The sequence below is a fragment of the Acidovorax sp. FG42 genome, from assembly GCF_057809195.1.
Genome location: NZ_JBMDJM010000012.1, coordinates 1 through 12758 on the forward strand (window position 1 = coordinate 1; position 12758 = coordinate 12758).

12 protein-coding genes are annotated in these 12758 nt (G+C 63.7%); 6 read left to right on the forward strand and 6 right to left on the reverse strand.

The window, feature by feature from the left end:
* Positions 1 to 211: 211 nt before the first annotated feature.
* The 5 genes from ACODSM_RS13565 to ACODSM_RS13585 all read left to right on the forward strand — a co-directional run bounded on the left by ACODSM_RS13565 (position 212) and on the right by ACODSM_RS13585 (position 3625).
* Positions 212 to 1267 (forward strand): histone deacetylase family protein, encoded by a 1056-nt coding sequence (locus ACODSM_RS13565; RefSeq protein ID WP_488805623.1) that lies wholly within the window; start codon positions 212 to 214, stop codon positions 1265 to 1267.
* Positions 1268 to 1284: 17 nt separating this feature from the next.
* Positions 1285 to 2382: an NAD(P)/FAD-dependent oxidoreductase gene (locus ACODSM_RS13570; RefSeq protein ID WP_488805624.1), complete on the forward strand. Its 1098-nt coding sequence runs from the start codon at positions 1285 to 1287 to the stop codon at positions 2380 to 2382.
* Positions 2383 to 2527: 145 nt separating this feature from the next.
* A complete protein-coding gene (locus ACODSM_RS13575) occupies positions 2528 to 2830 on the forward strand; it encodes a DUF883 family protein (protein ID WP_008904788.1) in 303 nt (100 codons plus the stop codon).
* A gap of 52 nt (positions 2831 to 2882) precedes the next feature.
* The gene (locus ACODSM_RS13580) at positions 2883 to 3278 is read left to right on the forward strand and encodes a phage holin family protein (RefSeq protein WP_488805625.1); all 396 of its coding nucleotides are present in this window, start codon (positions 2883 to 2885) and stop codon (positions 3276 to 3278) included.
* Positions 3275 to 3625 carry a hypothetical protein gene (locus ACODSM_RS13585; RefSeq protein ID WP_488805626.1) on the forward strand — a complete coding sequence of 117 codons (351 nt, stop codon included), beginning with the start codon at positions 3275 to 3277 and terminating at the stop codon, positions 3623 to 3625. Before ACODSM_RS13580 ends, ACODSM_RS13585 begins: the two co-directional genes overlap by 4 nt.
* 123 nt (positions 3626 to 3748) lie before the next feature.
* Here ACODSM_RS13585 and ACODSM_RS13590 read toward each other — a convergent pair whose 3' ends face one another.
* The gene (locus ACODSM_RS13590; protein ID WP_488805627.1) at positions 3749 to 4804 is read right to left on the reverse strand and encodes a quinone-dependent dihydroorotate dehydrogenase; all 1056 of its coding nucleotides are present in this window, start codon (positions 4802 to 4804) and stop codon (positions 3749 to 3751) included.
* A gap of 36 nt (positions 4805 to 4840) precedes the next feature.
* Here ACODSM_RS13590 and rpiA point away from each other — a divergent pair, with 36 nt between their 5' ends.
* Complete coding sequence (rpiA, locus tag ACODSM_RS13595) at positions 4841 to 5530, forward strand: ribose-5-phosphate isomerase RpiA (protein ID WP_060984586.1); 690 nt, start codon at positions 4841 to 4843, stop codon at positions 5528 to 5530.
* A 135-nt stretch (positions 5531 to 5665) separates the two neighbouring features.
* Here rpiA and ACODSM_RS13600 read toward each other — a convergent pair whose 3' ends face one another.
* The 5 genes from ACODSM_RS13600 to ACODSM_RS13620 all read right to left on the reverse strand — a co-directional run bounded on the left by ACODSM_RS13600 (position 5666) and on the right by ACODSM_RS13620 (position 12608).
* Complete coding sequence (locus ACODSM_RS13600; RefSeq protein WP_488805628.1) at positions 5666 to 6313, reverse strand: DUF4124 domain-containing protein; 648 nt, start codon at positions 6311 to 6313, stop codon at positions 5666 to 5668.
* A gap of 68 nt (positions 6314 to 6381) precedes the next feature.
* Complete coding sequence (locus ACODSM_RS13605; RefSeq protein ID WP_488805629.1) at positions 6382 to 8427, reverse strand: M3 family metallopeptidase; 2046 nt, start codon at positions 8425 to 8427, stop codon at positions 6382 to 6384.
* 69 nt (positions 8428 to 8496) lie between these two features.
* Positions 8497 to 9351, reverse strand: a complete 855-nt coding sequence (gene folD, locus ACODSM_RS13610; RefSeq protein ID WP_488805630.1) for a bifunctional methylenetetrahydrofolate dehydrogenase/methenyltetrahydrofolate cyclohydrolase FolD — start codon at positions 9349 to 9351, stop codon at positions 8497 to 8499.
* Between the two features lie 72 nt (positions 9352 to 9423).
* Positions 9424 to 10050 (reverse strand): response regulator transcription factor, encoded by a 627-nt coding sequence (locus tag ACODSM_RS13615; protein ID WP_015013997.1) that lies wholly within the window; start codon positions 10048 to 10050, stop codon positions 9424 to 9426.
* Positions 10047 to 12608 carry a PAS domain S-box protein gene (locus ACODSM_RS13620; protein WP_060984581.1) on the reverse strand — a complete coding sequence of 854 codons (2562 nt, stop codon included), beginning with the start codon at positions 12606 to 12608 and terminating at the stop codon, positions 10047 to 10049. The genes ACODSM_RS13615 and ACODSM_RS13620 overlap by 4 nt, the downstream gene beginning before the upstream one ends.
* Positions 12609 to 12758 lie beyond the last annotated feature (150 nt).

Genomic DNA, 12758 nt, shown 5'->3' on the forward strand with positions numbered 1-12758 from the left:
GAGCACTGCCTTCACACGGCAGGGGTCACATGTTCGATCCATGTATCACCCACCAATTTGAAAATCCCTGCAGGTTATTGACCTGCAGGGATTTTTTCTTTTTCGGTCCGAGAGGCCGTGCAGCCCGCAAAACCGTCGTAGCGATCGGTGATGGAGCTTTGCGGGGGGCTGGCACGCTACAGTTGTCCCTCGTACCTGCAACGCAGCATCCATGATCACCTTCCACAATCCCTTGCACCAGGGGCATGCGCCCGTCCACGAATTCTTCCGTGGCGAACGCGTGCCGTGTTTTGAAAAGCCCGCACGGGTGGACTATGTGGAGGAGGCCCTGCGTGCACGCGGCCACACCATGGTGGCTCCTGATGTGGATTGCAGTGCCGTGCTGGAGCAAGTGCATGCACCGCGCTACCTGGCCTTTCTGCAGACCGCGTGGCAACAATGGCTGGCGCTGGACCCCGGCAACGCTGCGGTACAACCCTTTCCGTCGGTATGGCCAGTGCGCACGCTGCGCAGCGATGTGGAGCCCGACAACTTCGTAGCGCGCCTCGGTCTGTATTCGATGGACAACGGCACCCCCATGGCGGCAGGCACCTGGGCCGCAGCCAAGGCCGGGGCAGATGCGGCAGCCAGCGCAGCGGCTCGCGTAGCACAAGGCACGCGTGCCGCGTTTTGCTGCACACGGCCGCCAGGCCACCATGCGGGCCCGGACTTCATGGGCGGCTATTGCTTTTTGAACAACGCCGCCGTGGCCGCACAGACCCTACGCAACCAGGGCGCCCAGCGTGTGGCAGTGCTGGATGTGGACTACCACCATGGCAACGGCACGCAGAGCATCTTTTACGACCGCAGCGATGTGCTGTTTATCAGCATCCACGGCGACCCGCGCACGGAATACCCCTTTTACCTGGGCCACGCCGATGAGACGGGCGAGGGGGCTGGCGTCGGTTTCAACCTCAATCTGCCTTTGCCCGCCGGCACCAGCGCGGCGACCTGGTTCGACGCGTTGGAGAAGGCGTGCGCACGCATCGCGGAATACCGCGCAGACGGACTGGTGATTTCGCTGGGACTCGATGCGTTCGAGGGCGATCCCATCTCGCGGTTTGCGCTGGCCTCGTCTGATTTCACGCGCCTGGGCGAGCGGCTGGCGCGGCTCGGTCTGCCCACGGTGTTCGTGCTGGAGGGCGGTTATGCGGCGGCCGAACTGGGTACCAATGCCGTCAACGTGCTCGATGGTTTTGAACAGGCTGACCCGTCACTCGCCAGGTGAGGCATGGAGACACACGGATGATCGATACGGTGGATTGTGTGGTGGTGGGCGCGGGTGTGGTGGGGCTGGCAGTGGCCCGCGCGCTGGCGCTGCAGGGTAGGGAGGTGATGGTGCTGGAAGCGGCAGACGCCATCGGCACCGGCACCAGTTCGCGTAATAGTGAAGTGATTCACGCGGGGCTGTACTACCCCGCAGGGTCGCTCAAGGCCCGCCTGTGCGTGCGGGGCAAGGAATTGCTCTATGCCTACTGCGCGGAGCGCGGCGTGCCCCACCGCCGTTGCGGCAAGTTGTTGGTGGCTACCTCTGCAGCCCAGTTGGACAGCCTGGAAGGCATCCAGGCGCGCGCCAGTGCCAACGGAGTGCTCGATCTCCAACGCCTGAGCCGTGAAGAAGCCCTGGAGATGGAGCCCGCGCTGGCCTGCGTCGGTGCCTTGCACTCGCCCAGCACCGGCATCGTCGATAGCCATGCGCTCATGCTGGCGCTGCAGGGCGATCTGGAGCATGCGGGTGGTGTTGTGGCGCTGAATTCGCCACTAGCGCTAGCATCTATTGGCTCTGATGCTATTGATTTGGAAGCAGTGGATGGCACGCGCCTGCGCGCTCGCACCGTGGTCAACGCCGCTGGGCTGCATGCCCCCGCGCTGGCTGCGCGATTTGGCGGTCTGGCCCCGCAGCATGTGCCCACGGCGTTTTATGCCAAGGGCAACTACTTCACGTTGACGGGCAAGGCGCCTTTCAGCCGGCTGATTTACCCGGTGCCCGAGGCGGCTGGGTTGGGTGTGCACCTCACGCTGGACCTGGGCGGACAAGCCAAGTTTGGCCCGGACGTGCAGTGGGTGGATTCGCCTGACGATCTGCAGGTGGACCCAGCGCGCGGCGATGCCTTTTATGCCGAAGTGCGCAAATACTGGCCTGGTTTGCAAGATGGCGCTCTGGCGCCCGGCTATGCAGGCATGCGCCCCAAGATTCACGGGCCGGATGCACCGGCGGCAGATTTTGTCATTCAAGGGCCCACCGTGCATGGGGTGGCGGGGCTGGTCAACCTGTTTGGTATCGAGTCGCCCGGCTTGACAAGTGCCCTCGCCATTGCGGAGCATGTGGCTGCGCTGGTTTGATCTGCGGCAAGCCATTTGCAATCAGTAACCTCTTGCGTCCCCGTCCTACGAGGGGTTTCTGCGCGGATGGCTAAGATGAACTTCAGTCCTCCACGTTGGCGTGCGGGATTTCCCATCACTTTTGGCACTACACAGAAAGGCTTGTATGACTGCTTCTGACACCACGACCACCCAGGGCGAACTGGAAAAGCTGGTTTCCGATCTGCGGGGGCTGTTGGCCAACAAGGATCTGGACGCAGTGCCCGAAATCAAGTTGCTTCGCCAGCGCCTGGACGACGGCATGCACAACGTGCGCGAATCTGCTGTTCGCGCAGCCCAGGACGCAGCACGCCAGGCCAAGGAAGCGGCATTGGCGGCCGACCGTTATGCCCATGACGAACCGTGGCGTGTGGCAGGTGCGGCGTTGGCTGTGGGCGCGTTGGTCGGTTTCCTGCTGGCGCGCCGTTGATTGCCGCTGATCCCTCATCCGATATGACGGCACAGCACAAAGGCGACAAGACATGAATTGGCTCTCGCTGCTGGGGCTGGAGGGCTTGGCGGCCCGCTGGCGTGCCAACCTTATCGAGGGGGCCATCGCCGCCGAAGACCGCATGGACCTGGCCCGCCTCGAATGGGCGGACCTTAAACAACTCCTTCAGCAATTGCTGGTGCTCACCATCCTGGTGGCCGGGCTCACGGTGGTGGCGCTCATCATGGTGTCGCTGGCCGTGCTGGTGCACTTTTGGGATTCGCCACAGCGCACGCTGGTGGCATGGCTGGTGGCTGGCGTGTGGGCTGCTGGCTGGGCGGCTGCCACGGTCTCGTTGGTGTCTGTGGCCCAACGTGCGGGCAGTGGTTTCGCACTGACGCGGCGAGAGCTCGCGCAGGATTGGCGTGACATCAAGGAGCGCTTGTGAGTACCCCACATTCCACCACCACACCACGGAGTGCGCCTGTGGCGCGGACTACACCCACCGTGGAGCAGCAGCGTGTGCTCGACCGTATCGAACTACAGCGTGAGCGGCTGCGTGCCCGCCGCGTAGCCCGGGCCCAGGCCCACGCCCACGCCCACGCACTCGCGGAGCAAGCTGGGGGCCCCTCGGGCGGTGCGGACGCCTCACTGGCTCTGCGCGCCGCCGGGTTTGCGCGCGAACATCCACTGGTGGTGGCGGCCATGGCCGGTGTTGCTCTGGTGGCTGGCCCGCGCAGGTTGATCCGGTGGGCAGGCATTGTCCTACCCATGCTGATGCGCTTGCGGCGCTGAGCAGTGCTGCGGTGTGCAGTTGTATCCCGCAGCTCATCCCATAGAGCAACAAAAAGGAGCCCTGATATCAGAGGCTCCGTTTTTTCATGGGGCATAAGCCCCGGGGCTTGTGGGCCCTGCGGGTCAGCGCAGGGCTTTGATGGCTTTGGCGGCCTTGACGACCAACGCCGGTCCTTCATAGATCAGGCCAGTGTAGATCTGCACCACATCTGCACCTGCGCGAATCTTGCTCACGGCGTCGTCAGCGCTCAGGATGCCGCCCACACCAATGATGGGGAAGCCGCTGCCCAATGCGGCGCGCAGTTGCCGAATGACCTGGTTGCTGGCTTCCAGCACCGGGGCACCGCTCAGCCCTCCCGTCTCTTCCGCATGGCGCATGCCCTGCACTGCGGTGCGGCTGATGGTGGTGTTGGTGGCGATCACGCCGTCCATGCCGTGGCGCTGCAGCGTCGCAGCGATGATGGCCACCTGGGCTTCGTCCAGGTCGGGGGCAATCTTCACGAAGACTGGCACACGGCGTTGGTGACGGGTGGCCAGGGCCTCACGCCGCTCGGCGATTGCGCCCAGCAGGGCGTCCAGGGCGGCGTCGCTTTGCAGTGCGCGCAGGTTCTGGGTGTTGGGCGAGCTGATGTTGACCGTGACGTAGTCGGCATGGGGGTACACACCCTCCAGGCAGATCAGGTAGTCGCTGGTCGCGTTCTCGATGGGGGTGGTGGCGTTCTTGCCGATATTGAGGCCCAGCAGCATGGGGTGCTGCTGGCGGGTCTGCTTGCGAAACTGCGCCTGCTGCACATTGCGCAAAAAGGCTTCGAGGCCTTCGTTGTTGAAGCCCAGGCGGTTGATGAGGGCGCGGGCCTCGGGCAGACGGAACATGCGTGGCTTGGGGTTGCCTGGCTGCGCCTTGGGGGTTACGGTGCCCACTTCCACAAAGCCGAAACCCATGGCGCCCAGCGCGTCGATGCAGCGCGCATTCTTGTCCAGGCCCGCCGCCATGCCCACGCGGTTGGGAAACGTCAGCCCCGCCAGGCTAATAGGGTCGTTCACCGTTTCGTTGCACCAGGCCCACTGCAGCGGCGTGCGCTGTCCGCGCGCTAGCATGTCCATGGTGAGTTCGTGGGCGGCTTCGGCGTCCATGCCAAAGAGAAACGGGCGGGTGAGGGCGTAGGGGATGAGGGACATGGAGGGATAATTCAGGATTACCCCCGATTTTCTCCCATGACGACCACCACTCCCCTCACCCAAGACGAACTCAAGACCCTGGTAGGCCAAGCCGCGCTGCAATACGTGGTGCCTGGCGAGATTGTGGGGGTGGGCACGGGCTCCACCGTGAACAAGTTCATTGATGCCCTGGCGGGCATGAAGGACCAGATCAAGGGCGCTGTATCCAGCTCCGTGGCCAGTACGGAGCGCCTGAAGGCACTGGGCATTGCCGTGTTCGATGCCAACGAAGTGTCTTCACTGTCTGTCTATATCGACGGCGCCGACGAAATCGATGGCCAGGGCCATATGGTCAAGGGCGGCGGTGCTGCATTGACCCGCGAGAAGATCGTGGCGGCGTTGGCCGAACGCTTCGTGTGTATTGCCGACGAATCCAAGTTAGTGAAAGCCCTGGGCCAGTTTCCATTGCCAGTGGAAGTGATCCCGATGGCAGCCAACCACATTGCGCGCCGTTTTGCGGCCATGGGTGGACAGGCCAGCCTGCGCCTCAAAGACGGACAGCCGCTGGTGACCGATAACGGCCAGCACATTCTGGACGTGAAGGGCCTGTCCATCACCGATCCGCTGGCGTTCGAATCCGAGATCAACCAATGGCCTGGCGTGGTGACCGTGGGGGTGTTTGCCCACCAGAAGGCGTCCGTGTGCCTGCTGGGCACTGCGCAGGGGGTGCAGACGATCACCTATTGACGATTAGGGCGGTGGCTTGAGCACTCCCAAGCCCACTGTCTTTTGATGCAAAGTCAATGCAAAAGGGGCCTGTCAAGGCCCCTTTTTGCTGGGTGAGCAAATGGTCTCACGGCAGGTAGCGGTCACATGGCACTGTCAGAACCGGATGCCCGCTGGATTGCTCGGCGTGGGACCATCATTCGCCGGTGGTGGTGGCGTGGGCCGCGCAGGAGCTTTTGGAGCGGCCGCTGGTGCCGCTTCTACCGGCTTAGCCGCGACCAGTGGTGCGGGCGCTGGCTGGCGATAGTTGCTGGGCAACTGAGATTGTTTGGGGTAGCCCGCCGCGTCGAGGTATTGGATCCACTCGGCGTCAGAAAAACCCACCAACTGTTGACCCCCGATGGTGCCAAAGGGCAGGCTGGAATTGCCGCTCAAGCGCTGTAGTGCCGCGATGTCTTCATTGCTGACCACAGTGCGTTCGGTGTAAGGCACACCGCGTGCCGTGAGCAGGTTGCGCAAGCTGCCGCAGGGCGCGCAGTCGCTGCCGGTGTAGATGGTCACCGGGTACCGGTTGGCAATCTGCCGCAGTTCGTAGGGCAACGCTCCGTTGCCAGCCGCAGGGCTTGCCGGGGCGGCACTGCTGCGCGCTGGCTGGGCAGTAGCCTCGGCGGGGGGGCGGTCCGAAAAGGTCACCTTGCCATCCGGTCCAACGATGCGATAGACCGCCTGCGCCTGAGCACCTACAGATGCCAAGGCCATCAACAAGGAAGCAGCTGCAGCAGGGACGAACGTAAGACGGGGCATGCGGGTTCTCCTCATTCTTGTGGGCTTTGGTTGTTATGGGTCAGGCTGCGGTTTTTCGGTCTGCGGCCTCAGGCAGTCAGCTCTTCCGCCATGCCCTGGTGGCGCAGCAGGGCATCCAGACTGGGCTCGCGGCCACGGAAGGCCTTGAAGGACTCCATGGCGGGGCGGCTGCCACCCGCTTCCAGGATGGCCTCACGGTAGCGTCTCCCGGTTTCGGTGCTGGGCAAGCCGTCGGTACCGGCGGTTTCTTCAAAGGCGGCGTAGGCGTCGGCGCTGAGTACCTCGGCCCATTTGTAGCTGTAGTACCCCGCTGCATAGCCGCCGGCAAAGATATGGCTGAAGGTGTGGGCCGTGCGGCTGAACGGGGGCGGCTGCAGCACGGCCACTTCCTGGCGCACCTGGGTCAGCAGGGGCATGAAGTCCTGAGCCGGGTCGTGTTCGGTGTGCAGCAGCATGTCGAACAGCGCGAACTCAATCTGGCGCAGCGTCTGCATGCCGCTCTGGAAGTTCTTGGCGGCGATCATCTTGTCGAACAACGCGCGCGGCAGCGGCTCACCGGTGTCCACGTGGGCGGTCATGTGCCGCAGCACATCCCATTCCCAGCAGAAGTTTTCCATGAACTGGCTGGGCAGCTCCACGGCGTCCCATTCGACGCCGCCAATGCCAGAAACATCGCGTTCGTTCACCTGGGTCAGCATGTGATGCAGTCCATGACCAAACTCGTGGAATAGCGTGATCACGTCGTCGTGCGTCAACAGGGGTGGCTTGCCGTCCACACCGTCCGCGAAATTGCAGACCAAGTGGGCGATGGGCGTTTGCAAGACACCCGTGTCGGGGCGTTGCCAGCGCGTGCGCACGTCGTCCATCCAGGCGCCGCCCCGCTTGCCGGTGCGGGCGGGCTGGTCGAGGTAGAACTGGCCGACCAGCTGGCCGTTGCGTTCGATGCGATAGAACTCCACCGCAGGGTGCCACACCGGAGCAGTGTCGCGGCGGATGGACACCTCAAACAGCGTCTCAATGATCTTGAACAGACCTGCCAGCACCTTGGGGGCCGTGAAATATGCCTTGAGCTCTTGCTCGCTGAAGGCGTAGCGGGCTTCCTTGAGCTTTTCGGAGATGTAGGGCCAGTCCCAGGGCTGCGGGTCGGTCAGGCCCAGGTGTTCTGTGGCAAAAGCGCGCAGATCGGCCACGTCCTTCTCCGCATAGGGCCGGGCGCGGCGGGCGAGGTCGCGCAGGAACTGGATGACTTCGGCAGGGGACTGCGCCATCTTGGGCACGACAGACACTTCGCCAAAGTTGGCGTAGCCCAGCAACTGGGCTTCTTCCCGGCGCAGTGCCAGGATTTCGCCGATCAGCGCCGTGTTGTCGAACTTCTGGCCATCGCCCTCGGCTTGGTCTGAGGCCCGGGTGACATAGGCGCGGTACAGCTTGGCACGCAGATCGCTGCGGGTGGCAAACTGCATCACCGGCAGGTAGCAAGGCATCTTCAGGGTGAGCTTGTAGCCTGGCTTGCCTTCCGCCTGCGCGGCCGCCAGAGCGGCTTGCTGCACATCAGCAGGTACACCATCCAGTTCTTCGGCGGTGGCGTAGTAAGCAAAGGCGTCGGTGGCGTCGAGCGCGTTCTCGCTGAACTTCTGGCTCAGCTCGGCCTGGCGTTCCTGGATCTGGGCGAACCGCTCTTTGGCGGCCCCGGTCAGTTCGGCGCCGCTGAGCACAAAGTTGCGCACCGCGTTGCGGTGGGCTTGGCGCTGCTCGGACGTCAGGGTGGCGGGGTCAATGGCCTTGTACTTAGCGTAGAGACGTTCGTCGGCGCCCAGGCGGGTCCAGAACTCGGTGACGCGGGGCAGGGCGGCGTTGTAGGCGGCGCGCAGCTCCGGCGTGTCCGCTACGCTGTTGAGGTGGCTGACGGCTCCCCAGGCGCGTCCGAGCTGTTCGGTGGCTACGTCCAGCACCTTGGCGATGGCGTCCCAGCGGGCAGGAAAGTCGGGCGCCGTGACGGTCTCCAGGGCCTGGTTGGCACGCTCCAGCAGCACATCAACCGCAGGGGCGACATCCTGCGGGGTGATGCGGTCAAAGGCGGGGAGGTCGGAGAAGTCGAGGAGGGCGTTGCTCATGCGGGGTTAGATGGCGCCGGGCGGCGCAGGTTCAAGTTGCAAAGCGGCTGGCGTCTTCCCCGGGCGCGGTCAGCGCGCGGCGGTCCGCTCAGCGGCTTCGATGGTGTTCACCAACAGCATGGTAATGGTCATGGGGCCAACCCCGCCAGGGACGGGGGTGATCCAGCCTGCCACTTCCTTGACGCCGTCAAAGTCCACATCGCCGCACAGTTTGCCTTCGTCATTGCGGTTCATACCCACGTCGATCACCACGGCGCCAGGTTTGACCATGTCTGCAGTCAGCACATTGCGTTTGCCCACGGCCGCGACGATCACGTCGGCCTGCAGTGTTTGTGCCTTCAGGTCCTGCGTGGCACTGTGGCAGATGGTGACGGTGGCGTTCTGGCCGAGCAGCATGAGCGCCATAGGCTTGCCCACGATGTTGCTTCGGCCGATGACTACGGCGTGTTTGCCCTTGAGGCTGTAGCCGATGCTCTCCAGCATCTTCATGCAACCGTAAGGCGTGCAGGGCCAGAAGCCGGGCATGCCGGTCATGAGCGCACCCGCACTGGCAATGTGAAAGCCGTCCACATCCTTGGCGGGTGAGATGGCTTCGATGACCTTTTGCGCATCGATGTGCTTGGGCAACGGCAGCTGCACCAGGATGCCGTGGATGGCCGGGTCGTTGTTGAGCGCTTCCACGCGGGCCAGCAGTGCGGCCTCGGTCATATCGGCATCGTACTTTTCGAGTACCGAGTGGAGGCCGCTGTCCTCGCAGGCCTTGACCTTGTTGCGCACATAGACCTGGCTGGCCTGGTTGTCGCCCACCAGAACTACAGCGAGCCCAGGCGTCACGCCACGGGTTTTCAGCGCCGCAGCGCGTTGCGTCACCTCGCTGCGAAGTTGGCGAGAAAGGGCGTTGCCGTCGATGAGTTGGGCTGTCATGTCAGAAATACAAGTCAAAATGGCCAGTAGCGCTAGTGGAACATGCGCTGATAGCTATCAAAATAAGAGCGATCAGCCCTTGGGCGCGTTCTGTCCCAGGGCGATCTTGAGCAGGTCCGCCACAGTGTTGGCGTTGAGCTTTTCCATGATGTTGGCGCGGTGCGCCTCCACCGTCTTGATGCTGATGCCAAGGTCGTCGGCAATCTGCTTGTTCAGGCGGCCGGCGACGATGCGTTCGAGCACCTGCGCTTCGCGGCTGGTGAGCTTGGAGAGCAGGGCGTCGCGGCTGGCGGCCTGCTGGTAGCCTGCGAAGCTCTCGCGGGCGTGGTCCAGCATGCGCTCGACCAGACCGACCAGTTCTTCCTCGTCAAACGGCTTCTGGATGAAGTCGAGCGCGCCCTTCTTCATGGTGTTCACGGCCATGGGCACGTCGCCGTGGCCGGTGATGAAGACGATGGGCAGCGGGGATTTGCGCTCGATCAGGCGGTCTTGCAGTTCCAGGCCCGTCATGCCGCCCATGCGGATGTCCACGATCAGGCAGGCGACTTCGCGAGGGTCGTAGCGCGACAGGAATGTCTCGGCCGAATCAAAGCAGCGCACCCGGTAGTCCTTGCCTTCCAGCAGCCACTGCAGGGAATCGCGAACTGCTTCGTCGTCGTCCACAACGTAAACAGTGCCTTTTTTCGGAATCAAGCTCATGCAACAGTCCTTGGGTTTTGTTCGTTTGCTACTGAATTTGTAGTGGCATCAGCAGGCTTGGCAAGCGGCAGCCAGAAGGAGAACCTGCAGCCTGTAACCTCCGAGCCATTGTAGAGGTTCTCCGCCTGCATCCGGCCCTGGTGCGACTCGACGATGCTGCGGCACAAATTGAGGCCCATGCCCATGCCTTCCTGCTTGGTGGAGAAGAAGGCCTCGAACAAGCGCTCCAGCACTTCAGGGGCCAGGCCCTTGCCGGTGTCCTGCACCGAAAACTCCACCACCTGGCGATCATCGATCTGCTTGGGCACCACACGCAGTTCCACGCTGCGATTCGGGGCGGGGCGGTCGGCGTGCTGGATGGCTTCGGCGCCGTTCTTCATCAGGTTGACCAGCACCTGCTCGATCAGGATGGTGTCGGCCATCACCTGCGGCAGGCGCGCGGCGACATAGTGCGTCAGGCGCACGTTGTGCCGGCGCAGCTCGATGTCGGCCAGTTCCACGGCTTCGTTGACCATTGAATGCACATCGGCCAGCGCGCGGTTGGGCTCGCTCTTTTTCACGAACGAGCGGATGCGCTGGATGATCTGGCCCGCGCGCTGCGCCTGGTGGGCGGTTTTCTGCAGGGCCGTGAGCAGGGCTTCTTCGGTGAGCTGGCCGCTCTGGATGCGCGAAACCATGCCACTGCAGTAGTTGTTGATGGCCGTGAGCGGCTGGTTGAGCTCGTGCGCCACGCTCGATGCCATTTCGCCCATGGTGATAAGGCGGCTGACCGACTGGGCGCGCTCAGCCTGTCGCTGGGCTTGCTCTTCAGCCAGTCGGCGCGGGGTGATGTCCGTGGCAATCACCATCTGGGCCAAGCGGCCGTCCACCCAGTTCAGATAGCGCGAGCGCACTTCCAGCCACTTTCCCAAGTCGGGCAGGTAGATCTCGGCGTTTTCACTGCGGGCGCTGGTCAGCGTGTCGGTGGGCAGGCCCATCAGGCCGTCCTCATCGTCCATGCCGCTTTGCTCCTTGCCCGCAATCGGCACCACGCCTGCCTGCGCCACCAGTTGCAGGTGTCCGCCGGTTTGCGACCCGAACCACTGGCGGTAGAGCTTGTTGGCAAACAGCAGCTCTTCGCTGCCTAAGGGGGCCACCGACACCGAGGCGTCCAGAGACTCCAGCACGATGGTGAAGCGCTCGTGCGACGCCGACAGTTGTTCGCGGATGCGGTTGGGCTCGGTGATGTCAGTCATCGACGTCATCCAGCCTGTCTGCTGGCCATGGGCGTCGATCAGCGGAGACACATAGAGCCGGGCGTCGAACAGCGTCCCGCTCTTGCGCTTGACGCGTACCTGGAAGCCGCCCGCCATGGTGTTGCCCCGCAGCTCGTCGCGCAGCTTGGCCTGCAGGGTTTCGTGGTCGGCCTCGGGCCAGTAGGGGAAGGGGGCCTTCAGGCCCACCAGCTCTTCCGCGCTCCAGCCTGTCATCTGGCAAAACGCTGCATTCACGTAACTGATGCGGCCTTCCATGTCGAGGGCGCGCATGCCGGTGAGGATGGAGTTTTCCATCGCCCGGCGGAAGTTGGTTTCGGCCACCAGGGCCTCTTGCGCCTGCATGCGGCGGCGGGTGTGGCGCCAGGTGGCGATCAGCATCCAGGCGGTCATTGCGCTCAGCGTACCTACCAGCCAGAACAGGCCGCTGCCCACCACGCCGAGCGACGTGCGGTAAGCCTGTGCGCGCAGCACCAAGCCGTTGCCGACGGGAGAGACGGGCACTTCATACTCGTTGGCCTTGGGTGTCCAGGGTAACAACTGCGTGGCCTTGTTGCGCGGGCCCAGCGGCGTGCCCGCCAGCACCTGGTTCTTGCTGTCGAGCAGGGTCACTGCATAACGCGCCAGCACTTCGGTGGGGGTGCCATAGCGCAGCAGGCTGTCGATGGAGTACTCACCCAGCACCACGCCGCTGAACTTGCCCTGGTTGTTGAGGGGCACCTGCAACTGCAGCAGCGGGGCGGCGTCGCCCGTGGTGGCTGCCGGCTGGGCGTACACGGGTTGCTGCAGGTCCCGCGCCAGGCCAAAGGTGTCGGCCGTCTCGCCGGGCTTGAGCACTTCACCTGCAATGCGCAACTCGCCACTGGCCAGCGTGGGGGCGGCCTGGCTCGCGCGGATACGTCGGCGGTCGTCAATCCAGGTGATCGCCTGCAGTTCCGGGTACTGGCTGATCAGCGCTTCGGCGCGGCTGATGAACTCGGCCTTGCCGAGGTCCTGGTTGGACAGGTCGCGTGCAATGCGCATGAGCTGCTCTTGCCGTTCCAGCAGGCGCAGGCGCACCCGCTGCTGTGCGTATTCCACGTCACGCCGCAGGGCTTCTTGCTCGCGCTCGGCCTCTTCTGCGCGCAAATACCAGAACGCCGCCACGATGGCCGCCAGAAACATCAGCACCGCCGCCAGCGGGGCCAGTGCGGCAAACCGGTCTTGCCGGGTGGGCGACAAGCCGCGCCACCACTTGCGCCACCAGCGAATGGGCGCAGCCACGGTCGGGGCCGTGGGGGAGGGGGCGGTAGGCATCGAATCCATGCGTGGAGTGTAGAGGAGCCCTGGCGGGGTCCCAGTCTGCTGGGTCATGTGCATTTGCAGCAAATTATTGCAATATGAAATGCATAGGCACCATTTGAAATTACGAAAAAATATGCGAAACTAGAGCCAACGTACTAAATTGCTGCCACA

Bases quoted from the DNA above. Each gene is read 5' to 3' on its own strand.
- ACODSM_RS13600 (WP_488805628.1), bottom strand. From the start codon at position 6,313: ATGCCCCGTCTTACGTTCGTCCCTGCTGCAGCTGCTTCCTTGTTGATG.
- ACODSM_RS13565 (WP_488805623.1), top strand. From the start codon at position 212: ATGATCACCTTCCACAATCCCTTGCACCAGGGGCATGCGCCCGTCCAC.
- folD (WP_488805630.1), bottom strand. From the start codon at position 9,351: ATGACAGCCCAACTCATCGACGGCAACGCCCTTTCTCGCCAACTTCGC.
- rpiA (WP_060984586.1), top strand. From the start codon at position 4,841: ATGACGACCACCACTCCCCTCACCCAAGACGAACTCAAGACCCTGGTA.
- ACODSM_RS13580 (WP_488805625.1), top strand. From the start codon at position 2,883: ATGAATTGGCTCTCGCTGCTGGGGCTGGAGGGCTTGGCGGCCCGCTGG.
- ACODSM_RS13575 (WP_008904788.1), top strand. From the start codon at position 2,528: ATGACTGCTTCTGACACCACGACCACCCAGGGCGAACTGGAAAAGCTG.
- ACODSM_RS13615 (WP_015013997.1), bottom strand. From the start codon at position 10,050: ATGAGCTTGATTCCGAAAAAAGGCACTGTTTACGTTGTGGACGACGAC.
- ACODSM_RS13570 (WP_488805624.1), top strand. From the start codon at position 1,285: ATGATCGATACGGTGGATTGTGTGGTGGTGGGCGCGGGTGTGGTGGGG.
- ACODSM_RS13605 (WP_488805629.1), bottom strand. From the start codon at position 8,427: ATGAGCAACGCCCTCCTCGACTTCTCCGACCTCCCCGCCTTTGACCGC.
- ACODSM_RS13620 (WP_060984581.1), bottom strand. From the start codon at position 12,608: ATGGATTCGATGCCTACCGCCCCCTCCCCCACGGCCCCGACCGTGGCT.
- ACODSM_RS13590 (WP_488805627.1), bottom strand. From the start codon at position 4,804: ATGTCCCTCATCCCCTACGCCCTCACCCGCCCGTTTCTCTTTGGCATG.